This is a genomic window from Halopseudomonas sp. SMJS2 (assembly GCF_029866945.1).
In the GTDB taxonomy this organism is placed as follows: domain Bacteria; phylum Pseudomonadota; class Gammaproteobacteria; order Pseudomonadales; family Pseudomonadaceae; genus Halopseudomonas; species Halopseudomonas bauzanensis.
This window is the reverse complement of the sequence record NZ_CP123445.1, coordinates 3,419,369-3,442,446: the sequence shown is the minus strand read 5'-3', so window position 1 is coordinate 3,442,446 and position 23,078 is coordinate 3,419,369. Positions and strand designations below refer to the sequence as shown.

The following is a 23,078-nucleotide window of genomic DNA, read 5'->3' as shown; positions in this document are numbered from 1 at the left end:
TGCGCTGGCTAGCGAAGCGGTTCGATCCATACGGGCGCCCCTGCCAGGCGCCCGGATCGGAAAATGCTGGTCAGGCCGGGACTGCCGGCTGCAGTGAATAGGTGCGCAATTGCGCGGCGAAGTCGCGCAACGCCTTGATGCCCGTGGCCTCGGCCTGGATGCACCAGTCGCTCAGGGCCTGCAGCATCTCATGGCCGTTGCTGCTGGTGCGGGTCCAGATCTGTTGCAATGCCAGGCGCTTTTCATAGATGATGCGTAACGACTGGCTCTGCTCCAGAATGGTCTGGATCTTCGCTTCCTGCTGCGGTTCGAGCAGGCTGGTTTCGCGACTGAGCAGGCGCTTGGCCCGGCGGAACAGATGCCGCACAGACTCATCCACCCGCTGCATCTCCTGCTGCGCCAGGGGCTTGATCACCTGCTTGCGGTACTGCGCCATGATCTGGAAGCGGTTATTGAGAATGGCCATGGCGGTGTCCATATCCATGGTTTGCTTGCCTTCGATGCGGTGGGCAATCGGCGCGGTGCGCCGTACGGTGGCCAGGCCCAGCGCACTAAAGAGGCGAATCCATAGCCAGCCCATATCGAACTCCCATTTCTTTACCGACAGCTTGGCCGAGTTGGGATAGGTATGGTGGTTGTTATGCAGCTCCTCACCGCCAATCAGGATGCCCCAGGGCAGAATGTTGGTCGCCGCATCCTTGCATTCGAAATTACGATAGCCCACCGCATGGCCCAGGCCATTGACCACCCCGGCGGCCAGCAGCGGAATCCAGATCATCTGCACGGCCCAGACGGTCAGACCGAGCACGCCGAACAGTGCCAGATCGATCACCAGCATGCTGATGATCCCGGCATTGCGAAAGCGCCCGTACAGATTGCGTTCGATCCAGTCGTCAGGGCAGTTCTTGCCATAGATCCGCAGCGTGTCCTCGTTCTTCGCTTCCTCCATGTAGAGTTCGGCGCCCTTGCGCAGCACCGTCGATAGGCCTTTCTGCACCGGGCTATGAGGGTCGTCCGGCGTCTCGCATTTGGCGTGGTGCTTGCGGTGGATGGCGGTCCACTCCCGGGTATTCATGCTGGTCGTCAGCCATAGCCAGAAGCGGAAGAAATGTTTCAGCGCCGGATGCAGTTCCAGCGAGCGATGCGCCGAATAGCGATGCAGGTAGACCGTCACGCTGACGATGGTGATATGCGTCAGCACCAGGATGATTGCCAGCAGCTGCCAGCCGGAGGGATCGAGCAAACCGTTGTACCACATGAACCGAAACCTCTTTGGAAGACGAAGGGGAGCAGGTTTCCCATCGCCTGAGTATGAATGAGCTGATTCAAACTGACATGACCGCAGGTCGATTGGAAGAAGGTGGTGAAGGGCAATTGCTACGGGATTTTTCCGTGCCGGCTCTCGGCGGGAGGCGCGCTGCGCTGCAATTCGTTGACGAGGTTTAAATATGTCTATATGTTTGGACTCATGGAAATAAAAAGTGCCATTGACAGTTTCGCCGCGCTCTCCCAGGAAACACGCCTGGAGGCATTCCGGCTGCTCGTACGCCATGAGCCAGAGGGGCTTGCGGCGGGTGAAATCGCCCGCCAGCTGGCGGTGCCGCACAACACCATGTCGGCACATCTTGCGGTGCTGGCGCGTGCGGGTTGGGTTTCCTCGCGTCGACAGAGCCGCTCGATCATCTATCGCGCGGATCTTGCTCACATGCAGGACGTGCTCCGGTTTCTGGTGCGCGATTGCTGCGGCGGTCACCCGGAGATCTGCGAGCCATCGCTGACGCTGCCAGGCGCCTGTTCCACCATCAATGCAGAGAGAAAGACTTCATGAAACCGTTGATCTACCACAACCCCAACTGTGGGACATCGCGTAATACGCTGGCGATGCTTGAAGCATCCGGCGAGACGCCGGAGGTGATTGAATACCTGGTCACGCCACCGTCACGGCAACGCCTGATCGAGCTGATCTCCATGATGGGCATCACGCCGCGCGAGCTGCTGCGCCACAAGGGGACGCCTTATGACGAGCTGAATCTTGGCGACCCCGCCCTGACTGACGACCAACTGGTCGATGCCATGATGGAGCATCCGATCCTGATCAATCGTCCCATCGTCGTCACCGACCGGGGCGCGCGTCTGTGCCGCCCATCGGAGCGGGTACTTGACCTGCTGGCCAACCCGGTAGCGCTCTTCACCAAGGAAGATGGTGAAATCATTCGCTACGCCGGAGGCGCGCAATGAGCGAGTCAGTCGCCGCTGACCTGCCCAATATCGATCCGGAGCAGCTGCAGCCGATAGATGTCGGCGCCCTGGTCGGCCCGGATGCGCCCCGGCATCCCCCCAGAATCCTCATTCTCTATGGCTCGCTGCGCGCGGTTTCCTTCTCGCGTCTGCTCTCCGAGGAAGCGGCCAGATTGTTGCGTTGGTATGGCTGTGACGTGCGCACGTTCAATCCGTCCGGCCTGCCCCTGCCTGATGATGCCGAGGCGGATCATCCCAAGGTCAGGGAGCTGCGCGATCTGGCGGAGTGGTCCGAAGGCATGCTCTGGGTGAGTCCGGAGCGGCATGGCGCGATGACCGGCATCATGAAGGCGCAGATCGACTGGATTCCCCTGGCGTTGGGTGGTGTTCGGCCCACCCAGGGAAAGACGCTGGCCATCATGGAAGTGTCTGGCGGGAGCCAGAGCTTCAATGCAGTCAATCAGCTGCGGATCCTCGGCAGATGGATGCGGATGGTCACCATCCCCAACCAGTCCTCCGTACCGAAGGCGTTTACCGAATTCGATGCAGCCGGACGCATGAAGCCGTCGCCACTCTATATGCGTGTCGTCGATGTCTGTGAGGAACTGGTGAAGTTCACCTGGCTGGTGCGCGGACGCTCCAGTTACCTTACCGACCGCTATTCGGAGCGTGTCGAAAGCGCCGAAGCGGTATCCCGACGCGTTAACCAGAACACCCTCTGAGCAGACCGATTCAATGCTGGCATTCGCTATCTTCGTCGTCACCCTGATCCTGGTGATCTGGCAGCCCAAGGGGCTGGGTATTGGTTGGAGCGCCCTGGCCGGTGCGCTGGTAGCGCTGGTAGCCGGCGTGGTGCACTGGTCGGATCTCGGCGTGGTGTGGGACATCGTCTGGGACGCGACCTTCACCTTTGTCGCGCTGATCATCATCTCGCTGATTCTGGATGAGGCGGGCTTCTTTACCTGGGCGGCGTTGCACGTGGCCCGCTGGGGCAATGGTCGCGGACATCTGCTGTTTCCGCTGATCGTGGTGCTGGGCGCGGTCATGGCGGCGTTCTTTGCCAATGATGGCGCGGCGCTGCTGCTGACCCCCATCGTGGTTGCCATTCTGCTGCGGCTGAATTTTTCACCGCCGGCGGCCCTGGCGTTCATCATCGCCACCGGCTTCGTGGCTGACACCGCCAGTCTGCCACTGGTCATCTCCAACCTGGTGAATATCGTCAGCGCCAACTATTTTGATATCGGCTTCGACCGCTATGCCGCCGTCATGGTGCCGGTCAACCTGGTCTCGCTGGCAGCGACCCTGGTCGCGCTCTGGTTCGCCTTCGGCCGGCGGATCCCGCTGCGCTACTCGATTGCCGAACTCGACCCGCCGCGCTCGGCGATCAGAGACCCGCTGATATTCCGCGCCACCTTCCCGCTGCTGGCGCTGCTGTTGCTCGCCTACTTCATCACCGCGCCGCTGGGAGTACCCATCTCCCTGGTTACTGGCACCGCGGCAGTGCTGCTGATGGCCATCGCTGGGCGCTGGTGGCGGCTCGGGCGCGGCGCGGTGGTGCCGGTAACAGCCGCCTTGCGGGGGGCGCCCTGGCAGATAGTGCTGTTTTCGATCGGTATGTATCTGGTGGTCTATGGCCTGGGCAACGCCGGGCTGACGAGCTACGGGGCCCGGGCGCTGGAATGGCTGGCACAACAGGGCCAGTTCACCGCTACCGTCGGCACCGGCTTTCTCTCGGCGTTGGTTGCATCGCTCATGAACAACATGCCTTCGACCCTGATCGGTGCGCTGGCCATCGACCAGGCCCAGGTACCGGCAGCCACCCGGGAGCTGATGATCTATGCCAACGTCATCGGCAATGATCTGGGGCCGAAATTCACCCCGATAGGCAGCCTGGCGACGCTGTTATGGCTGCATGTGCTGGCAGGCAAGGGTTACCGGATCGGCTGGGGCCAGTACATGAAAATCGGCCTGTTGATCACGCCGCCAGTGCTGCTGGCCACGCTGGTAGCGTTGGCGCTCTGGTTACCACTGCTGCCGCCTGGGTACTGAAGGTCGCCGGACAGTTAGCCCCAACGCCTCACCTGGTCATGAATGTGGCTTTTCGTCGCGCTAGGAAAACGTTCCAGAATATGGATAATGCGTGACCATCCCGTTACAACGGTCATCGGCCGGTGATGGGTCCAACACTAAATACAACAGCATCTATGGCATCCAAATGACTAAATACAAACTGAGCGCCATCGCACTGGCTCTGATGACCTCCGCTCCCGCACTGGCTGCCAGCCAGGCGGACTCCAATGGTTTTGTTGAAGACAGCAGTCTTGATCTGTTCTTGCGCAACGCTTATATGAACCGTGACTACCGCGACGGTGACGATGACAAGGCCGAGTGGGGTCAGGGCGCAGTGTTGACCTTCAACTCTGGCTTTACCCAGGGCGCTGTGGGTTTTGGTGTGGACGCCTTTGGTATGTACGGACTGCGTCTGGATAGCGGCAATGGTCGTGCTGGCGCCGGCGGTATCGATTTCTTCATGATCGACAACAATGGTGATGTTGAGCGTGACATGGCCCATGCCGGTGCTGCGGTCAAGGCGCGTTTCTCCAAGACCGTCCTGGCCTATGGTGACCAGCGTCCGTCGCTGCCGGTACTGAGTCACGATGACTCCCGTCTGCTGCCGGAAGCCTATACCGGTACCATGATCACCTCCAACGAGATTGATGGCCTGACCGTACATGCCGGTCGTTTCCATGCTCAACATCGCAAAAGCGATGAGGGTCGCGACAGCGGCGGGCTGAACTCCATCGAAGTACTGGGTGGTAGCTACCAGTTCAACGACAATGTCCGCGCTGCGCTGTACGCCTCTGATGTTGAAGATGTGCTCAAGCGTCAGTATGCCAACCTGAACTACATTCGTCCGCTGAACAGCGGCGATACGCTGACCATGGGCTTCAGCGGCTACCGCACCAAGCAGGACAAGGACTGGGATGGCAGGGGTGATCGCAACAACCTGTGGAGCCTGTCCGCCAACTACGCCACTGGCCCACATGATTTCACTCTGGCCTACCAGCGCAGCAGCGGTGACACCGGTTACAACTATGGCTTCTACCAGAATCAAGATGCTGTAGGCGATGGCGGCACCACCATCTGGGTGGCCAACTCCTTCTGGTCCGACTTTAACGGGGAAGACGAGCGTTCCTGGCAACTGGGCTATGGTCTGGACTTTACTCAGTTTGGTATTCCGGGTCTGAGCTATAACTTCGCTTATGTTCGCGGTACTGATATCACTGTCCGTGATTCTGTGACCAATGCTCGCGTAGATAACAATGCTAGCGAGCGTGAAATATTCAACCAGTTCAAATATGTTGTTCAGAGCGGTGCTGCCAAGGACCTCAGCGTTCGCCTGCGCAGTTCGGTATTGCGTGCGTCGAATAGTTACGTCCAAGATGGCAACGAAGTGCGCATCTTCGTCGACTTCCCGATGAACATCTTCTAAGCAGCTGTGCCCTTCTGGCGCGGTACAGAGACCAATTCGCCTTTGTACCGCGCCACACCCCACCTCTCAATCCAGACCAGAACCCGCTGGTGGCAGATTCCTGAACGCCGCCAAGGCCCGTGCTCGGCTGTCCGCCAGATCGATGATCGGAGCAGGGTAGTCGCACATCGTCCGGGAGAAGGGCGACGGGTCATGAATGTCACGCCGATCCAGCTCGCGTAACTCCGGTAGCCAGTACTTTATAAAGCGCCCCTGTGGGTCGAAGCGCTGGGATTGAGTGATCGGATTGAACAGGCGAAACCAGGGCACCGCGTCGGTTCCGGTGGAGGCGCTCCATTGCCAACCGCCATTGTTCGCCGCCAGATCACCATCGATCAGGTGCCGCATGAAATAGCGCTCGCCTTCGCGCCAGTCGATCAACAGATTCTTGCTCAGGAACATGGCCACCACCATGCGCAGGCGATTGTGCATCCAGCCGGTAGCCAGCAGTTGGCGCATGGCTGCGTCGATCAACGGAAAACCGGTGCGCCCCTGCTGCCACGCCATCAGCTCATCCGGTGCGTCGCGCCAGGGCACTGCTTCGGTATGCGGACGGAACGCTCGATGACGGGATACCCGCGGGAAGCCGACCAGAATGTGCTTGTAAAACTCCCGCCACAGCAGCTCATCGACCCAGGTGGTCACGCCGACGTTGCCGCTGTCGAACTCACCCTGATTGGACATCAGCGCGGCATGCAGACATTGGCGCGGCGAGAGCACCCCGGTGGTCAGATAAGGCGAGAGCTGGCTGGTACCGGGCTCGGCCGGGAGGTCGCGGCGCTCGGCATAATCGTGCAGATGATCCTCGGCAAACAGCTCAAGGCGCTGCCGCGCTACCGCTTCGCCTGCGGGCCACAGGGCGCGCAATGATTCGTCCGCAAAAGCATAGCCGGCCACGCTGGTGGGTAGTGGGTCGCTGTCGATAGTCAGGGCGGGTTGGGATTGCGGCCGGGGCAGGCAGCGGGGCGGCGCCAGCCGCAGCTGCTGCAGGCAGGCCTTGCGGAACTGGCTGAAGACCTTGAAATAGCCACCCGAGCGCGTCAGCAGAGTGCCCGGGCGAAACAGCAGTTGATCAAGACAGGCTCGAAACCTGGTCCCCTGTTCGGCCAGCCGCCTGGCCACGGCCTCATCCCGCGCGGCTTCATCGACGCCATACTCCTCATTGGCGTGTACCTGCTCGATACGGTATTGGCCACAGAGTTGGGCCAGCACCTCCGGCGCCGACGCCCAGTGGTCTGCGGTACGGATCAACAGCGGAACCTTCAGTTGCTGGAGTTCGGCGGCCAGCGCCTGCAGGTTGCTCAGCCGAAAGTCGACCTTGGCTGGCGCGTCATCATGGGCCTGCCACTGGGCGGGGCTGAGCAGGAACAGGGCGATGGTCGGCCCTTGTTCCAGTGCAGCGGTCAGGGCGGTGTTGTCGTGCACCCGCAGGTCATTGCGAAACCAGATCAGTTGCATGGGAGATTCCGTTACGTGAAGGGCTCTTTGTTCAAAGGTCATCGAGATAGGGCTGCAGATAGACCTGCCGGGACAGATACGGGTTGGGATGTTCGCGCAGATGCTGTCGGAGCAATCCCAGAGGTTCAGTCAGAGAAGCGGCTCCGTGACGATACGCCAGGATGCTGCGTGCCAACCGCTGCCGTTGGGTGCCGTCCAGCTGACGGGTGAAATAGCCGCTCAGGTGCATCAGCACATTGCAATGCAGCCCCGGCGTTGGCGGCGTGCGCAACGCTTCCATCAGTGCGTGGAAATAGTCATTGGCAAAGGGCTGCAGCGGCTGGTCTGCGCTCTGACCGAGCTGGCGACCGAGTGCGCGGTAGGCGCGGGGCGAACAGGCCATGAGCTGGTATTTGTAGCGGGAGTGGAAATCCACCAGTGCGCTGCGCGACAGCCCCGCGGCGTGCAATGCCTGCCACGCCGCATGGGCGTGGACCCGCATGAGAAAATGCACCAGCTGCGCCGGATCGGCCAATGCGCCGGCTGTTTCGATGGGCAGGTCGGGCCGCGCCAAGGCCAATGTAGTGGCGTCGATCCCATCACTGGTGTGGTTGTCCGGCGACACGATGAGCCCGTTGATTGCCGACAGGCACGCTTGCAACTGGAGCTGCGGCACCAGCTCCAGCTGCTTTTCCAGTATTTTGCAGAGGGAAGCATCCGGCAGACCGATGATACCCACCTTGACGGCAACAGACTCAGGCACGACAGTCTCACTCATTGTCCAAGAGCGTCAGAATGACAGCAGAGGCAGGGATCGACAATTGCCTTGCCGGCGTGCATTGTGTCCGCCCGCAGGACTGGGGCAACACTTTTTTCTCATATGCCGGGAGGTGACATGTCTATCGGGGTAATCCTGTCGGTGTCGGCATCGGTGCTATTCGGGGGGCTGTATTACTTCTCCACCCTGCTGATGCCCCTCGACGGCGAGCAGATCTTCGGCTGGCGGATGTTGCTGACCTTTCCCTTCGTCACCCTGTTCATGTTGCTGGCCGGTTACTGGCCGCTGGCGCGGGAGTTGGCGAGGCGGATACGGCGGCGCCCGGTGCTGATTCTGGTGCAATTGCTGAGCGCCCTGCTGGTTGGCCTCCAGCTGTGGATATTCATGTGGGCTCCGGTCAATGGTCGGGCGCTGGAAGTATCGCTGGGGTATTTCCTGCTACCACTGAGCATGGTGGCGGCGGGGTATCTGGTCTTCCGCGAGCATCCCTCGCGCCTGCAGAAACTGGCCATCGTCTTCGCCGTACTGGGTGTCGGCCATGCATTGCTGCAGGCCGGTAACATTGCCTGGGAGACGCTGCTGGTGGCCGTGGGTTACCCTGCCTACTTCGTGCTGCGCCGGTTGACGGGCACCGATAACCTCGGCGGTTTCTGGTTCGACATGCTGTTGCTGCTGCCGGTCGCCGGCTGGTTCGCCTGGGCCGGTGGAACGGCGCCCTCGCTGTTCAGCGAGTTTCCTCGGCTGTATCCGCTGGTGGGGTTGCTCGGCGCCTTCAGCGCTCTGGCGCTGGTGACCTACATTCTCGCCAGCCGGCTGCTGACCTTTACCCTGTTCGGCCTGCTTGGCTACGTCGAGCCGGTGTTGCTGGTACTGGTGGCACTGTTGCTGGGCGAGAGCATTGCACCGAATGAATGGCTCACCTATGGGGCAATCTGGATAGCCGTGGGCGTGCTGGTGTTCGAGGGGCTGCGCCACGTGCAGCGCAACCGCAGGGCCCTGCGCCAAACCGCGGCCGGGAACAGCGAGCCGCGTTGAGGCAACCTTGCCGCTGCGAAACCTGACCTATACTGCTGACGAGCGCATTCGCGCCGTCAGCGTCGCCGCCCTACCCGGGCGGTAGCGGGGAGACCGGTCACAAGCCGGCCGTCCACAATGGTCAGGAGGATAGCCATGCCCTTATCCGTACCCATTCCCTATACCCGTTATCTTGATGATCACGGCCAGCCATCAGGTGAACTACCCGGCTGGGTCGATGATCCCCAACTGCTGCTCGACTTTCATCGTCAGATGACCCTGGTCCGTGCCTTCGATCAGAAATGCGTCGCTCTGCAGCGCACTGGCCAGATCGGCACCTATGCCTCGACCCTCGGTCAGGAAGCCATTGGCACTGCGCTGGGGCGGGCGATGACCGAGGCCGATGTGCTGATTCCCTATTACCGCGACACCGCCACGCAGCTGCAGCGTGGGGTTGCGATGCAGGACATCCTGGCGTACTGGGGCGGTGATGAGCGCGGCAGCGCCTGGACCGCACCCGGGGCGCTGGAAGACTTCCCCATCTGTGTACCGATTGCGACTCAGGCCTGCCATGCCTGCGGGGTGGCCTCGGCCTTCCGTATCCGCCAGCAACCACGGGTGGCGGTGACCACCTGCGGCGATGGTGCGACCAGCAAGGGCGATTTTCTGGAAAGCCTGAACCTGGCCGGTGTCTGGCAGTTGCCCGTGGTGTTCGTGGTGAACAACAACCAGTGGGCGATCTCGGTGCCGCGCAGCCTGCAGTCCGCTGCGCCGACGCTGGCGCACAAGGCATTGGCGGCAGGCATTCCCGGTGAGCAGGTGGATGGCAATGACGTGCTGGCCGTGTATGACCGCATCAGTATCGCCATCGAGCGCGCCCGGGCGGGCAAGGGGCCGACGCTGGTGGAGTGCGTAACCTACCGGCTGGGCGACCACACCACCTCGGATGATGCCAGCCGCTACCGCGACGCCGATGAGCTGAGCGAGGCCTGGAAGCACGAGCCGGTCGGTCGCCTGCAGCGCTTTCTGCATGGCGAGGGCCTGTGGGACGAGGAGAAGGAGCAGCAACTGCAGCGGGACCTCGGCGAGCGGATCAATGCCGCCGTGGAGGCGTTCCGCAGTTTGCCTGAGGCTGATCCGGGCGCCGCCTTTGACCACCTGTTTGCCGAGTTGCCGGAGCGCTACCGGCAACAGCGCGATGAATTGCTGATTCGGGCAGCTGCCCTGGGAGGGTCGGCCCATGACTGAACGCAAACCTGTCTGCATGGTGGAGGCGATCAACCTGGCGCTGCACCGGGCCATGGCTGACGATCCGGATGTGGTGGTGCTGGGGGAGGATGTCGGCCCCAATGGCGGTGTATTCCGCGCCACGGTCGGTCTGCATGAGCGCTTCGGCTTTCGCCGGGTGATGGATACGCCGCTGGCCGAAACGCTGATCACCGGCATTGCCGTGGGCATGGCCGCACAGGGGCTCAAACCCGTGGCGGAAATCCAGTTCATGGGTTTTATCTACGCAGGCATGGAACATCTGGTTTCCCACGCCAGCCGCCTGCGCAGCCGCACCCGCGGCCGGTTGAGTTGCCCGATGGTCATGCGCACGCCCCACGGCGGCGGTATCCATGCACCGGAACATCACGGTGAAAGTACCGAAGCGCTGCTGGCGCACGTTCCCGGCTTGCGCGTAGTGGTGCCCTCATCGCCACGGCGGGCCTATGGTCTGCTGCTGGCTGCCATTGCCGATCCGGACCCGGTGATCTTTCTTGAGCCGTCGCGGCTGTACCGCTCGGTGCAGCAAGTGGTGGAGGACGATGGCCAGGCGTTGCCGCTGGACACCTGCTTTACCCTGCGCGAGGGCAAGGATCTGACCCTGGTCAGCTGGGGCGCAGCGCTGAAGGAAACCCTGGAAGCGGCCAGTCGGCTGGCCGAGGAGGGCATCGATTGCGAAGTGATCGACGTGGCCACGCTCAAACCATTGGACGGCGACACCATCCTCGCCTCGGTCGGCAAGACCGGGCGCTGCGTCATCGTGCATGAGGCGGCGCGCAGTTACGGGCCCGGCGCGGAAATCGCCGCGCTGGTGCAGGAGCAGCTGTTCTACAGCCTGCATGCGCCGGTGCAGCGGGTCACCGGGTTCGATTGCGTGATTCCCTATGCCCGGCAGGAAATGGCCTACCTGCCGGATGTGGACAGTATCTGTGAGGCCGGCCGTCAGACCATGCGGGGAAATGATCAATGAAACAGTTCAAATTGCCGGATCTGGGTGAGGGCCTGCAGGAGGCGGAAATTGTCGAATGGCACGTCAAGGCCGGGGATGAGGTGGCGGTGGATCAACTGCTGGTCTCGGTGGAAACCGCCAAGGCCATCGTCGAGGTGCCATCGCCCCAGGCCGGGGTGATCAGCCGTTGTTTCGGTGCGTCGGGTGATCTGCTGCATGTGGGCGAGCCGTTGGTGGAATTCGAAGGCGAGGGCGAGGACAGCGGTACCGTGGTCGGTAACCTGGGCCATGCCAGTGGCACCAGCGATCTGGCGGCGGACGATTTCATCATCGGCGCTGCGCCCTCCAGCCGCGATGCCCGCCCGTTGCCGGTAATGCCGGCAGCTCGCGAGCTGGCCAGGCGCCTCGGTGTGGAGCTGGGCCAGCTCGAAGGCAGCGGGCCTGGCGGGCTGGTCACGGTGGCCGATGTCCAGGCCGCCGACACCCAGCCCACAGCGGGCGAAGCGCTACGCAGCGTGCGCCGGACCATGGCCAAGAATATGTCCCGCGCCCATGCCGAAGTGGTCCCGGTTACCATCGTTGAGGATGCCGATCTGCATCAATGGGACGCTGGCGCGCGTGACCCGATGGTGCGCCTGGCACGGGCCATTGCCCGTGCCTGCCAGGCAGAGCCGGCGCTGAATGTCGGCTTCGACGGCGCGCGCCTGAGCATTACCCGTCATCAGCACATCGACCTCGGTGTGGCAGTGGATACCCCGGACGGGCTGTTCGTGCCGGTGTTGCGTGATGTTGGCAACCGTGACGCGGAGGACTTGCGTCAGGGGTTGGCGCGGCTGCGCGCGGACGTGCTGAACCGCTCGATTCCGCCGCGCGAACTGATGGGCGCGACCATCACCCTGTCCAATTACGGCACCCTGTTCGGCCGTTATGCCAGCCCGGTGATCATGCCGCCGCAGGTGGCGATCATCGGTGCCGGGGTGATCAGGGAGCAGGCCGTGGCCCACCAGGGGCAGGTGGCGGTGCACCCGATCCTGCCGGTATCACTGACGGTGGATCATCGCGCGGTTACCGGTGGCGAAGCGGCGCGTTTTCTCAAGGCGCTGGTGGAGGATCTGCAGGCGGCCGAATGACCGCCTCGTCAGAGCGCATGGATGCGATCGCGCCCGGACGCCTTGGCGTGATACATGCGCTGGTCGGCCAGCTCCAGCAACTGCTGGGGCAAGTCGATGTGGTCGAAATAGCGCTCGGCCAGACCGATACTGGCGGTCAGCGGCAGGCCGTCCGGTCGTTGGCCCAGCCCGCTGCTGCGTAGTCGCTCCATGGCCTGGCGGGCACGGGTCATATCGGTATCGGGCATGATCAGCAGAAATTCCTCGCCGCCCCAGCGTACCAGGCTGTCTGAGCTGCGCATGCAGTTCTGGATGTGCTGGCTGGCGCTGCGTAACGCCTGATCGCCCATGGCATGACCGAAAAGGTCGTTGATTTCCTTGAAACGGTCCAGGTCGATGAAGGCCAGAGACAGGGCGCTGTTGTTGCGCTGGCTGGTGTGCCACTGCATCTGCAGGATTTCCTCGCCACTGCCACGACTGAACACGCCGGTCAGGTCATCCCGGATTGCCTGGCGCAGCAGGGCCATCATGAACGCCAGCTGGCTCATGCAGGCCAGCCCGGTGACACCGGCAATCAGGATCAGCAGCCAGAAAGCGCCGACGAAGGAGGGCCAGTTCAAGGTTGACCAGTTCAGATAACCGGCGATGCCCTGGGCCAGTAACAGCACCATGGCGACCAGCAGGTTCTCCAGCAACGTCAGTGGGAACAGCGCCAGACCAGCCATCAGCACAAAGGGCAGAAAGGCGTAACCGGCGGCGACCGCCGCGGGCATATCCACCAGTTGGTAGTGCGCCAGCAAGGTGTGTGAGCTGATATAGAACAGCGTCGGAATGGCGAACAGGATGAACATGGCCAGATAAGCATCGGCCATCCGGCCCCGCTCACGGTAGAACAGCAGCAGGCAGAAGAACGCCACGCACACCAGCAATCGCAACGCCAACAATTGACCCCACAGGGGATTGGGGAAGGCGAGCACATCGACGATGCCCCATAGCGGTGTGAGCAGCGCGAACAACAACGCGAACAGGCGTACCCGGTCCACGATCAGGTGCGCCCGCTGGCGGCTGACCAGCAGCGGGTGGCGGAGCGGCGTCAGTAGTTTCACGCGCTCATGGGGCTCCAGCTCGGCAGGAAGAAGGGAGCTGAGTCGCTGGCAGAACAGGTCAACGAGGGCAGACATGGGGACTCGTTTGATGTTGTTATGATGGCATGGGGCCAGATTAGCCTGGGGCTTCTTACCAGCAACTGATGCAGATCAAACAATCCGGAAAAATTGACCGCGCCCAAGGAATGGACTTACGGATTCATCTACACTGGCATGGCCCGGTCACGCATGACCGCCGCTCGGCTGATTATCTCGAACGCAGACTCACCGGGCTTTCATTGACGAGAAAGGAACTGCTGCTGGTGCGCAAACGGCTGACGACATCCTGTATCTGGCTTGGCCTGTTTGCCATGTTGATGATTCATGTCGGCCCGCTGTATTCCGCGCTGCAAATGGCCCAGGCCAGCGTGGCGCCGCAGGAGCAGCATGTTCATGCGGGCCATGGCGAGCCGGATGCCGGCGGCCATGGCCACCACCGGCAGAGTCCCGGCGAGCCAGCCTGGCTAGCCGCTCTGGAGCTGTGTGGCTACTGCGAGCTGCTGACCCTCAACCCGCCGCTGAGCCTGTCCGTCGACCTTGTTCTGCCCCGGCATGAACCGGAGCGGTTTGCGTCACTGCCTACCGCCCCGTTGTTGCCGATGCTGCGACATGGTGGCAGTCATGCCCGGGCCCCACCTGGCTATTTTCACAGCTGAACGCCGTTGCCGCGCGCTGTCGCGGCGCTGTTGAATATTGAAGTGGAAATTGCCATGTCCCGAAATATGTGTGACCGGCAGGCGCGTGCGCGTCTGCCCGGAATCTTTGCCGTGCAACCCGCGCGCCTGCATTGGCAGGCCGCCCATGCGGCGCTGCTCGTACTGCTCGCCGGTGGCGCCCTGGCCGACGAACATCATCACGCGCACTCACTGGAGCACCTGTCGCTGCCGCCTCGGGTGATCACCGCCGTGCAGCAGGATTCACCACTGACCATCATCACCAACCCCAAGGAAGCGCGTCAGCCGATCCCGGCGAGCGACGGCGCCGACTACCTGAAGACCATTCCCGGTTTCTCGGCCGTCCGCAGCGGTGGCAGCAACAGTGATCCGGTATTGCGTGGCATGTTCGGATCGCGGCTGAAGCTGCTGACCAACGGCGGCGAGATGCTCGGTGCCTGCCCTTCGCGCATGGACGCCCCGTCTTCCTACATCGCGCCGCAGAACTTCGATCAGCTGACCGTGATCAAGGGACCACAGACCGTGGCCTGGGGACCGGGCGCGTCAGCCGGCACCATTCTGTTTGATCGCCTGCCGGAAAGCTTCGATGAGCCGGGCAGCCGGCTGGATGCCACCGTGGTAGGCGGCTCCAATACCCGCCGCGATATGCAAGTGGACGGTGCCATCGGCAGCCGCGACGGCTACCTGCGGCTGAGCGGTAACCGTTCCCGGTCCGGGGACTACAAGGACGGTAATGGCGATCGTGTGCCGTCGCGCTGGAACAAATGGAACACCGACCTGGCCCTGGGCTGGACACCGGATGACGATACCCTGCTGGAGCTGAGCGTTGGTGCCGGTGATGGCGAGGCGCGCTACGCTGGGCGCGGCATGGATGGCTCGCAGTTCGAGCGGGAGAGTCTGGGTCTGCGCTTCGAAAGGCAATTCCACGGCGGTGCGCTGCAGGAGCTGGAAGCGCGGGTGTATTACAACTATGCCGACCATGTAATGGACAACTACAATCTGCGGGTGCCCTCGGGCATGATGATGCCGCACCCGATGGCGTCCAATGTCGACCGCCGCACCCTGGGCATGCGGCTGGCCTCGATCTGGGTCTGGGATGACCTGGAGTTGCTGGCCGGTGCCGACGCCCAGCGCAACACCCATCGCACCCGCAACGGCATGGGCATCGACACCTATCGTCAGCAGCCATGGGTCAAGGACGCCAGCTTCAGCCAGATTGGCCTGTTCTCCGAGCTGACCTGGTCCCGGCAGGATGATCAGCGGCTGATCGGCGGTATGCGGTTGGATCAGCACCACGTTGAGGACTCCCGGGCCACTGTCAGCGGTGGCATGCACGGCGGCGGGCACGCCATGCCCAACCCTACTGCCGGCGATACCCGCCGGGAAACTTTGCCCAGTGCTTTCCTGCGCCTGGAGCAGGATCTGTCCAGCCTGCCGGCCACCGCCTATGTGGGCATTGGCCATGTGCAGCGCTTCCCGGATTATTGGGAGCTGTTCTCGCCCAACCAATCGCTTGGTGCGGTCAACGCCTTTGACGGTATTGATCCCGAGCGCACCACGCAGCTGGATGTCGGACTGCAATACAAGCGCGAGGGGATGGAGGCCTGGATCTCCGGTTATGCCGGGGTGGTTGATGACTTTATCCTGTTTGATTACACCGGCATGGGCAGTAACGCGGAAAATATCGATGCCCAGATCATGGGTGCCGAAACGGGTGTTGCGCTGGATATAACGGATAACTGGCAAGCGGAAACCAGCCTGGCCTGGGCCTGGGGGCGCAATCGCAGCGACGGCGAAGCCCTGCCGCAGATGCCGCCACTGGATGCACGCGTCAATCTGACCTATGCCCGGGACAACTGGAGTGCTGGTGCCCTGTGGCGGGTGGTGGCGGCGCAGAGCCGCACTGCTGATGGCAAGGGTAACGTCACCAGTCGCGACTTTGGTGATTCGTCCGGTTTCGGCGTGTTGTCGATCAACGCGGCCTATCGCTTCAGTGCTGAAATAACGGGCAGTGTCGGGGTAGATAACCTGCTGGACAAGGCTTACGCCGAACATCTCAATCTGGCTGGCAACGGCAGTTTCGGCTTCCCGGCCGATACCCGGATCAACGAGCCGGGTCGGACGCTGTGGGCGAAGCTGGATTTCAGCTTCTGAGGTAACTCTGAGGGGCTGCCTGCAGCCCCTTATGTCGGACACTCCACAACCCTGGGAGGGACGAGCACCAGCTCGTCCATGGTGCTGGCGGGCGGTTTTGTGCGTGCCGGCTGGCTCCTTTCATCGAGTCCGATCGCGGCCCGTGGGCTCGACGTTCCCAGGAGCTCGACCCGTCCAGGTCAGTAGAACACCACCAACAACGCTGCACCCAGGATCAGCCGGTAGATCACGAACGGCTGCATGCCGATGCGCTTGATGAATACCAGGAAGTAGTGGATACAGAGGAAAGCGCTGATCGCCGAGACCAGGACGCCCAGGGCCATGGCCCCCCATTCCACCGGCACCTGGGCTTCGACCAGATCCTTGGTCTTGAGCAGGCAGGCCAGCAGGATCACGGGGATCGACAGCAGGAAGGAGAAGCGCGAGGCTGCTTCCCGGTTCAACCCCATCATCAATGCTGCGGTAATGGTGATGCCGGCCCGCGAGGTGCCGGGAAACAGTGCCAGCGCCTGGGCGCAGCCAATGATCAGCACATCCTTCCAGGTCATCTGACTCTCGGTGCGGCTGCCCCGAAAACGCCAGTCGGCCCAGCCCAGCAGCAGGCCGAAGAAAACCAGCCCCAAAGCCAGATAGAAAGGAGAGCGCAGGTATAGCTCAATGTCATCTTTGAACGCCAGCCCAGCGAGCCCCACTGGAATAGTGGCAAACAGCACCCCCCAGGCCAGCCGCGCATCATCATTGGGCTTGCGAGTCACCAGCGACTGCGTCCAACTGGTAGTCATGCCGATCAGGTCGCGGCGAAAATACAGCAGCACCGCAAACAGGCTGCCGAAGTGCAATGCCACGTCGAACGCCAGCCCCTGATCCGGCCAGCCGGTAAGGACCGGGACCAGGATCAGGTGGGCAGAGCTGGATACAGGTAGAAACTCAGTGAGACCCTGGAGCAGGGCGAGAACGACAACTTGCAACCAATCCATAGCGGATACGCGCTCCTGATATGAAGAGTGAGGTTCAGTGGAGCGCGCCAGTAAACCATGATCGGAACGCCAGCGCGAGTGTCTTGCTTAGCCGTTATTGCTCCGGTAGATAGCGGAGCAGCAACGCCATACTCACATCCAGCCCGAGTGGTTTCGGAATGCGTACGATATGCCCGGTACCCGGCGCCACGTCCGCTGGTTCCCCGCGTCGATCCAGCAGCGAATTCAAAGTGAAGCTATGATTACCCGAAGGCGTCATTAGTTCCAGGCGGTCGCCGACGGCAAAGCGGTTTTTCACCTCGATGCTCAGCCATTCGCCCAGATCTTCCAGCACTTCGCCGACAAACTGATGGCGCGACATGCGCGAGTTGCCCTGCTCGTAGTTCTGGTACACCCCCGGTGGGTGGCGGCGATAGAAACCTTCGGTGTAGCCACGGTTGGCCAGGCTTTCCAGATCATCCATCAGCGCCATGTCGAAGGGGCGACCTGCCACCGCATCATCGATTGCCTGGCGATAGGTCTGCACGGTACGCGCAACATAGAAGTGCGACTTGGTACGGCCTTCGATCTTCAGCGAGTGCATCCCCATATCGACGAAGCGCTGCACATGCTGCACCGCGCGCAGATCTTTGGAATTCATGATGTAGGTGCCGTGCTCATCCTCCTCGATGGCCATCTGTTCGTCCGGCTTGTCGCTCTGGTTGAGCAGATACACCGGCTGCGGCTGCACCTCCTGTGGCTCCCTGGCCGGAGCGACAGCCTCGACATTGCCCTCGGCCGTTTCCTGCGCTGGCTGCAGGTCGTATTTCCAGCGGCAGGCATTGGTACAGGCGCCCTGGTTGGCATCGCGGTGATTGAAATAGCCGGATAGCAGGCAGCGCCCGGAATAGGCGATGCACAGCGCACCGTGCACGAATACCTCCAGCTCCATGTCCGAACAGTGCTGACGGATCTGCTCCAGCTCATCCAGTGACAGCTCGCGGGACAGAATCACCCGCTCCAGCCCCTGCTGCTGCCAGAACTTCACCGTCGCCCAGTTGGTGGCATTGGCCTGCACCGACAGGTGCACCGGCATCTGCGGCCAGCGTTCACGCACCAGCATGATCAGCCCGGGATCGGACATGATCAGCGCATCCGGGCCCATGGCGATGATCTCTTGCAGATCCCGGACATAGGTGGTCACCTTGCTGTTGTGCGCGGCGATATTGCTCGCCAGATAGAATTTCTTGCCCTGGGCATGCGCCTCGGCAATCGCCTCGGCGAGCACGGCCGGGTTGTGGAAATCGTTTTCACGTACACGCAGGCTGTAACGCGGCTGACCGGCATAGACCGCATCGGCGCCATAGGCGAAGGCGTAACGCATGGCCTTGAGGGTGCCGGCCGGGGCCAGCAGTTCAGGGGCGTGGGGCATGGGATGATCCTGTTTACAAGACAAGAGGGGCGGGGAGCATATCCTCATGGCTTGAGTGGGACATTGATCAGGATCAGGAATGGGGCGATGGTCAAAAAACAAAACCCCCAACTCTTCCGAGCCGGGGGCTTGTTGTCTACTGCCTAGCTTGCCGCAGGTTTACACCTTGCTGGCCATCTCCGGCACCGCTTCAAACAGGTCAGCAACCAGACCGTAGTCCGCGACCTGGAAGATCGGCGCTTCCTCGTCCTTGTTGATCGCAACAATGACTTTGGAGTCCTTCATACCGGCCAGATGCTGGATCGCGCCGGAGATACCGACGGCGATGTACAGGCTCGGAGCAACGATCTTGCCGGTCTGACCGACCTGCATGTCGTTCGGTACAAAGCCGGCGTCAACGGCGGCGCGCGAGGCACCGACAGCGGCGCCCAGCTTGTCGGCCAGGCCGTACAGCAGCTGGAAGTTGTCGCCGTTCTGCATGCCACGACCACCGGAAACGACGATCTTGGCACCCGCCAGTTCGGGGCGGTCGGACTTGGCCAGCTCTTCGCCAACGAAGGCGGAGGTGCCGGCGTCCTGGGCCGAAGCAACGGCTTCTACCGCCGCACTGCCACCTTCAGCAGCAACCGGGTCGAAACCGGTGGCGCGCACGGTGATGACCTTGATCGCCGCGTCGGACTTGACGGTGGCGATGGCGTTACCGGCGTAGATCGGGCGCTTGAAGGTATCGGCGCTTTCTACCGCGATGATCTCGGAGATCTGATCAACGTCCAGCAGCGCGGCAACGCGCGGCAGGTAGTTCTTGCCGTTGGTGCTGGCCGGGGCCAGGACGTGGCTGTAACCCTTGCCCAGTTCGGCGATCAGCAGGGAGATGTTCTCCGGCAGCTGGTGCGCATAGGCAGCGTTGTCGGCCAGCAGGACCTTGGAGACGCCTGCGACTTTGGCAGCGGCGTCGGCCACTGCGGCGCAACCGGCGCCGGCAACCAGTACGTCAATGTCACCACCGATGGCAGCGGCAGCAGCCACGGTGTTCAGGGTGGCGGCATTCAGTTCGGCGTTGTTGTGTTCAGCAATAACCAGAATCGTCATGTCAGATCACCTTGGCTTCGTTCTTCAGTTTGTCGACCAGCTCGTCAACGCTCTTGACCTTGATGCCAGCGCTGCGGGCAGCCGGGGCTTCGACCTTGACGGTGCTCAGGGTGGAGGCGGTGCTGACACCCAGCTCGTCGGGCTTGAGCACGTCCAGCGGCTTCTTCTTGGCCTTCATGATGTTCGGCAGAGAAGCGTAGCGCGGCTCGTTCAGGCGCAGGTCGGTGGTGACGATGGCCGGCAGTTTCAGGTCAACGGTCTGCAGACCGCCGTCGATTTCACGGGTGACCTTGACGCGCTCACCGTCGACATTCACGGCCGAGGCGAAGGTGCCCTGGGCGTAACCGGACAGCGCAGCCAGCATCTGGCCGGTCTGGTTGTTGTCGGAATCGATGGCCTGCTTGCCGAGGATGACCAGCTGCGGCTGTTCCTTGTCGACGACCGCCTTGAGCAGCTTGGCGATAGCCAGGGAGTTCAGTTCGTCAGCGGACTCGACCAGGATGGCGCGGTCGGCGCCCAGTGCCAGGGCGGTACGCAGCTGCTCCTGGGCAGCGGTCGGGCCGACGGTGACGGCGACGATTTCGGTCGCCACGCCTTTTTCCTTCAGGCGTACCGCTTCTTCCACGGCGATTTCGCAGAAGGGGTTCATGGACATCTTGACGTTGGCCAGATCAACACCGCTGTTGTCCGCCTTGACGCGAACCTTGACGTTGTAGTCAACCACGCGCTTTACGGCGACGAGGATTTTCATGGACGTTAGTCCTCCGCAAGTCTGTGAAACGCCCGTCGGGGCGTGTGACATTAAAAAGGGGCCTTAGCATACCGGGCAGTTTTCGTGTCCGATAGTACCCAGGCCGCCTGATTGAAATGAATTGGCCGGAAAAACAGGACAAATTCCTGTTTTTCCGGCCTCAAGGTTGCCTCAGGCAACAACCAGCTGGTTGGAGTAGGCTTCCAGGTGATGATCGTCATCACCGAACTGGTGGCTGATCATGACCAGACGCTTGGCGTAGTGGGCGCCGTTATATTCCCAGGTCATGGCGATACCGCCATGCAGCTGGATGCACTGCTCGGCCACATAACGAGCGGCACGGTTGACGATGAACTTGGCGGCGGACAGCTTGGCGCTGCGCTCCTCGCTGTCCTTGTCGTCAGCCAGACAGGCGGCCAGGATGGCCATGGAGGTGCCGCGCTCCAGTTCGCTGATCATGTCGACCATGCGGTGCTGCAGTACCTGGAACTTGCCGATCGGCACGCCGAACTGCTTGCGGGTCTTCAGGTACTCCAGGGTCAGGTCGCAAGCGGTACGCATGGCGCCGACCGCTTCGCCACACAGGGCGGCGATGGCGCGGCCGCTCTGATAGCGAATGGCGTCATAGGCATCGCCAGCGGTGCCCAGCAGCTCACCCTTGGCGTTATCAAGGAACAGCTCGCAGCCCTTGCGGCCATCCACGGTAGCGTAGACGCGGCGGCTGACACCTTCGGCGTTCGGGTCGATGATGAACAGGCTGATGCCCTGCTGATCACGTACATCACCCGCAGTACGGGCCGAGACCAGGATCTTGCCGGCGGTATGGCCGCCGATCACCACGCCTTTGCGGCCGCTCAGCAGCCACTCGCTGCCGGACTGCCGGGCGGTGGTCTGCACGTCATACAGGTTGTAATGGCTGCTCGGCTCTTCCAGAGCGACGCTGGCCTGCAGTTCGCCGCTGGCGATGGCGCCCAGCAGTTCTTCCTTCTGCTGCTCGTTGCCCAGCTGGCCGATCAGGCCACCCGCCAGTACTACCGACTCCATGTAGGGTTCCAGGCAGATACCGCGGCCCAGCTGTTCCATGATCAGCATGGTTTCCACGCCGCCGCCGCCAAAACCGCCCAGCTCTTCGGCGAAGGGGATAGCGGTCAGACCCAGCTCGCCCAGCTGCTGCCAGAACTCGGTGCTGAAACCGGCGTCGCTGGCGCTGAACTCGAGGCGCTTTTCAAAGGTGTAAACGTCGCGAACCAGACGGGCCGCGGTGTCCTGGAGCATCTGCTGCTCTTCGGTCAATTTGAAGTCCATGATCGGCGCTCCTTAGAGTTCGAGAATCATTTTCGAGACGATGTTCTTCTGGATCTCGTTGGATCCGCCGAAGATCGACAGTTTGCGCATGTTGAAGTAGGTCGAGGCTGGGGCAGCGGCATAGTCGTCGACGAGGAATTCGCCGTCGTAGTCCAGCTCCAGCTCTTCCGGCAGGAAGGGCAGGGCATATGGCCCCAGCGCCTTGCGCATCAGATGCGTGATGGCCTGGCGGATCTCGGTGCCCTGAACCTTGAGGATCGAGCTTTCCGCACCCGGTACACCGCCTTCGGAGGCAGCGGCGACGATGCGCAGGGTACTCACTTCAGCCGCCATCAGCGACATTTCCACTTCAGCGATCTGCGCACGGAACAGGGTGTCTTCAAGCAGCGACTTGCCGCCCTTTTCCTGTTTGGCGGCAATCTTCTTCAGGTGGCTCAAGGCCGCCTTGGAGGCGCCGATGCCGGCCAGGCCGGTACGCTCGTGGGTCAGCAGGTACTTGGCGCAGGTCCAGCCCTTGTTCTCTTCACCGACCAGGTTTTCCACCGGTACGCGAACGTCATCGAAGAACACTTCGTTGACTTCATGGTCGCCGTCCAGGGTGATGATCGGGCGCACGGTGATACCCGGGGTCGCCATGTCGATCAGCAGGAAGGAGATGCCGCGCTGCTGCTGGGCTTCCGGGTCGGTACGCACCAGACAGAAGATCATGTTGGCGTGCTGGCCCAGGGTGGTCCAGGTCTTCTGACCGTTGACGACGTAATGGTCGCCATCGCGCACGGCGCGGGTCTTCAGCGAGGCGAGGTCGGAACCGGCGCCTGGCTCGGAGTAGCCCTGGCACCACCAGTCCTCACCGGACAGGATGCGTGGCAGGTACTGCTGCTTCTGTGCTTCGGTACCGAACTTGATGATCACCGGAGCGACCATGGCGACGCCGAAGGGAATGGTGCGCGGCGCGCCGGCGGCAGAGGTTTCTTCATCAAAGATGTGTTTCTCTACCGGGCCCCAGTCGGTGCCGCCGTGCTCGACCGGCCAGCCTGGCGCGTACCAGCCCTTGCGGGACAGGATCTGCTGCCAGCGCTCGTGGTCAGCCTTGGTCAGGTGCTTGCCGAGCTTTACCTTGCGGGAGATATCGGCTGGCAGCTCCTGCTTGAGGAATGCACGCACTTCATCACGGAAGGCGATTTGTTCAGCTGTGTAATGGATTTCCATGTTGGGTCCTCGTTGTTATTCAGCTGCGGACACCCGTCGG

Annotated in this window: 21 protein-coding genes; 11 read left to right on the top strand and 10 right to left on the bottom strand. The window is 62.1% G+C overall.

Translation table 11 applies throughout. The annotated features are described in order from the left end of the window. Window positions 1-70: 70 nt before the first annotated feature. Entirely contained in the window at window positions 71-1,258 is a 1,188-nt protein-coding gene (desA, locus tag QAO71_RS16095) for a delta-9 fatty acid desaturase DesA (protein WP_036991883.1), read from the bottom strand. A 105-nt stretch (window positions 1,259-1,363) separates the two neighbouring features. Between desA and QAO71_RS16090 the strand changes: the two genes are divergently transcribed. The 5 genes from QAO71_RS16090 to QAO71_RS16070 all read left to right on the top strand — a co-directional run bounded on the left by QAO71_RS16090 (window position 1,364) and on the right by QAO71_RS16070 (window position 5,731). Next, window positions 1,364-1,828, top strand: coding sequence for a helix-turn-helix transcriptional regulator (locus QAO71_RS16090; RefSeq protein WP_280164892.1), 465 nt, complete (start codon window positions 1,364-1,366; stop codon window positions 1,826-1,828). Then, window positions 1,825-2,238, top strand: coding sequence for an arsenate reductase (glutaredoxin) (gene arsC / locus QAO71_RS16085; protein ID WP_280164891.1), 414 nt, complete (start codon window positions 1,825-1,827; stop codon window positions 2,236-2,238). Before QAO71_RS16090 ends, arsC begins: the two co-directional genes overlap by 4 nt. Further along, a complete protein-coding gene (arsH, locus tag QAO71_RS16080; RefSeq protein ID WP_074778825.1) occupies window positions 2,235-2,960 on the top strand; it encodes an arsenical resistance protein ArsH in 726 nt (241 codons plus the stop codon). The genes arsC and arsH overlap by 4 nt, the downstream gene beginning before the upstream one ends. A 13-nt stretch (window positions 2,961-2,973) precedes the next feature. Continuing rightward, entirely contained in the window at window positions 2,974-4,287 is a 1,314-nt protein-coding gene (locus QAO71_RS16075; RefSeq protein ID WP_280164890.1) for an arsenic transporter, read from the top strand. 166 nt (window positions 4,288-4,453) lie between these two features. Beyond that, a complete protein-coding gene (locus QAO71_RS16070) occupies window positions 4,454-5,731 on the top strand; it encodes an OprD family outer membrane porin (protein ID WP_280164889.1) in 1,278 nt (425 codons plus the stop codon). 66 nt (window positions 5,732-5,797) lie between these two features. Here QAO71_RS16070 and phrB read toward each other — a convergent pair whose 3' ends face one another. Next, the gene (phrB, locus tag QAO71_RS16065; protein WP_280164888.1) at window positions 5,798-7,228 is read right to left on the bottom strand and encodes a deoxyribodipyrimidine photo-lyase; all 1,431 of its coding nucleotides are present in this window, start codon (window positions 7,226-7,228) and stop codon (window positions 5,798-5,800) included. 31 nt (window positions 7,229-7,259) lie between these two features. After that, the gene (locus QAO71_RS16060) at window positions 7,260-7,970 is read right to left on the bottom strand and encodes a DUF1722 domain-containing protein (RefSeq protein WP_074778818.1); all 711 of its coding nucleotides are present in this window, start codon (window positions 7,968-7,970) and stop codon (window positions 7,260-7,262) included. Window positions 7,971-8,102: 132 nt separating this feature from the next. On the opposite strand from QAO71_RS16060, the gene rarD reads away from it, so the two are divergent. The 4 genes from rarD (at window position 8,103) to QAO71_RS16040 (ending at window position 12,344) form a co-directional block, all read left to right on the top strand. Further along, a complete protein-coding gene (gene rarD, locus QAO71_RS16055; RefSeq protein WP_280164887.1) occupies window positions 8,103-9,020 on the top strand; it encodes an EamA family transporter RarD in 918 nt (305 codons plus the stop codon). A 135-nt stretch (window positions 9,021-9,155) separates the two neighbouring features. Then, window positions 9,156-10,247: a pyruvate dehydrogenase (acetyl-transferring) E1 component subunit alpha gene (gene pdhA / locus QAO71_RS16050; RefSeq protein ID WP_280164886.1), complete on the top strand. Its 1,092-nt coding sequence runs from the start codon at window positions 9,156-9,158 to the stop codon at window positions 10,245-10,247. Further along, a complete protein-coding gene (locus tag QAO71_RS16045; protein WP_280164885.1) occupies window positions 10,240-11,235 on the top strand; it encodes an alpha-ketoacid dehydrogenase subunit beta in 996 nt (331 codons plus the stop codon). Before pdhA ends, QAO71_RS16045 begins: the two co-directional genes overlap by 8 nt. Next, the gene (locus QAO71_RS16040) at window positions 11,232-12,344 is read left to right on the top strand and encodes a dihydrolipoamide acetyltransferase family protein (protein WP_074778809.1); all 1,113 of its coding nucleotides are present in this window, start codon (window positions 11,232-11,234) and stop codon (window positions 12,342-12,344) included. The genes QAO71_RS16045 and QAO71_RS16040 overlap by 4 nt, the downstream gene beginning before the upstream one ends. 8 nt (window positions 12,345-12,352) lie before the next feature. Here the strand turns inward: QAO71_RS16040 and QAO71_RS16035 are convergent, their stop codons facing one another. After that, window positions 12,353-13,504, bottom strand: a complete 1,152-nt coding sequence (locus tag QAO71_RS16035) for a diguanylate cyclase (protein WP_036991903.1) — start codon at window positions 13,502-13,504, stop codon at window positions 12,353-12,355. A gap of 224 nt (window positions 13,505-13,728) precedes the next feature. Between QAO71_RS16035 and QAO71_RS16030 the strand changes: the two genes are divergently transcribed. Next, a complete protein-coding gene (locus tag QAO71_RS16030; protein ID WP_280165699.1) occupies window positions 13,729-14,124 on the top strand; it encodes a DUF2946 domain-containing protein in 396 nt (131 codons plus the stop codon). Window positions 14,125-14,178: 54 nt separating this feature from the next. Continuing rightward, a complete protein-coding gene (locus tag QAO71_RS16025) occupies window positions 14,179-16,296 on the top strand; it encodes a TonB-dependent copper receptor (RefSeq protein WP_280164884.1) in 2,118 nt (705 codons plus the stop codon). A gap of 179 nt (window positions 16,297-16,475) precedes the next feature. On the opposite strand, the gene QAO71_RS16020 is transcribed toward QAO71_RS16025, so the two are convergent. The 6 genes from QAO71_RS16020 to QAO71_RS15995 form a co-directional block, all read right to left on the bottom strand. Then, a complete protein-coding gene (locus QAO71_RS16020; RefSeq protein ID WP_074778807.1) occupies window positions 16,476-17,273 on the bottom strand; it encodes an undecaprenyl-diphosphate phosphatase in 798 nt (265 codons plus the stop codon). Window positions 17,274-17,367: 94 nt separating this feature from the next. After that, on the bottom strand, window positions 17,368-18,684 hold the full coding sequence (yegQ, locus tag QAO71_RS16015; protein WP_074778805.1) for a tRNA 5-hydroxyuridine modification protein YegQ: 1,317 nt from the start codon (window positions 18,682-18,684) through the stop codon (window positions 17,368-17,370). A 159-nt stretch (window positions 18,685-18,843) separates the two neighbouring features. Continuing rightward, window positions 18,844-19,773: an FAD-binding protein gene (locus QAO71_RS16010; protein WP_074781227.1), complete on the bottom strand. Its 930-nt coding sequence runs from the start codon at window positions 19,771-19,773 to the stop codon at window positions 18,844-18,846. A gap of 1 nt (window position 19,774) precedes the next feature. Next, the gene (locus QAO71_RS16005) at window positions 19,775-20,524 is read right to left on the bottom strand and encodes an electron transfer flavoprotein subunit beta/FixA family protein (protein WP_036991913.1); all 750 of its coding nucleotides are present in this window, start codon (window positions 20,522-20,524) and stop codon (window positions 19,775-19,777) included. A 171-nt stretch (window positions 20,525-20,695) separates the two neighbouring features. Continuing rightward, on the bottom strand, window positions 20,696-21,829 hold the full coding sequence (locus QAO71_RS16000) for an acyl-CoA dehydrogenase (protein ID WP_074781322.1): 1,134 nt from the start codon (window positions 21,827-21,829) through the stop codon (window positions 20,696-20,698). A 12-nt stretch (window positions 21,830-21,841) separates the two neighbouring features. Beyond that, window positions 21,842-23,038, bottom strand: a complete 1,197-nt coding sequence (locus QAO71_RS15995; RefSeq protein ID WP_036991917.1) for an acyl-CoA dehydrogenase family protein — start codon at window positions 23,036-23,038, stop codon at window positions 21,842-21,844. Window positions 23,039-23,078 lie beyond the last annotated feature (40 nt).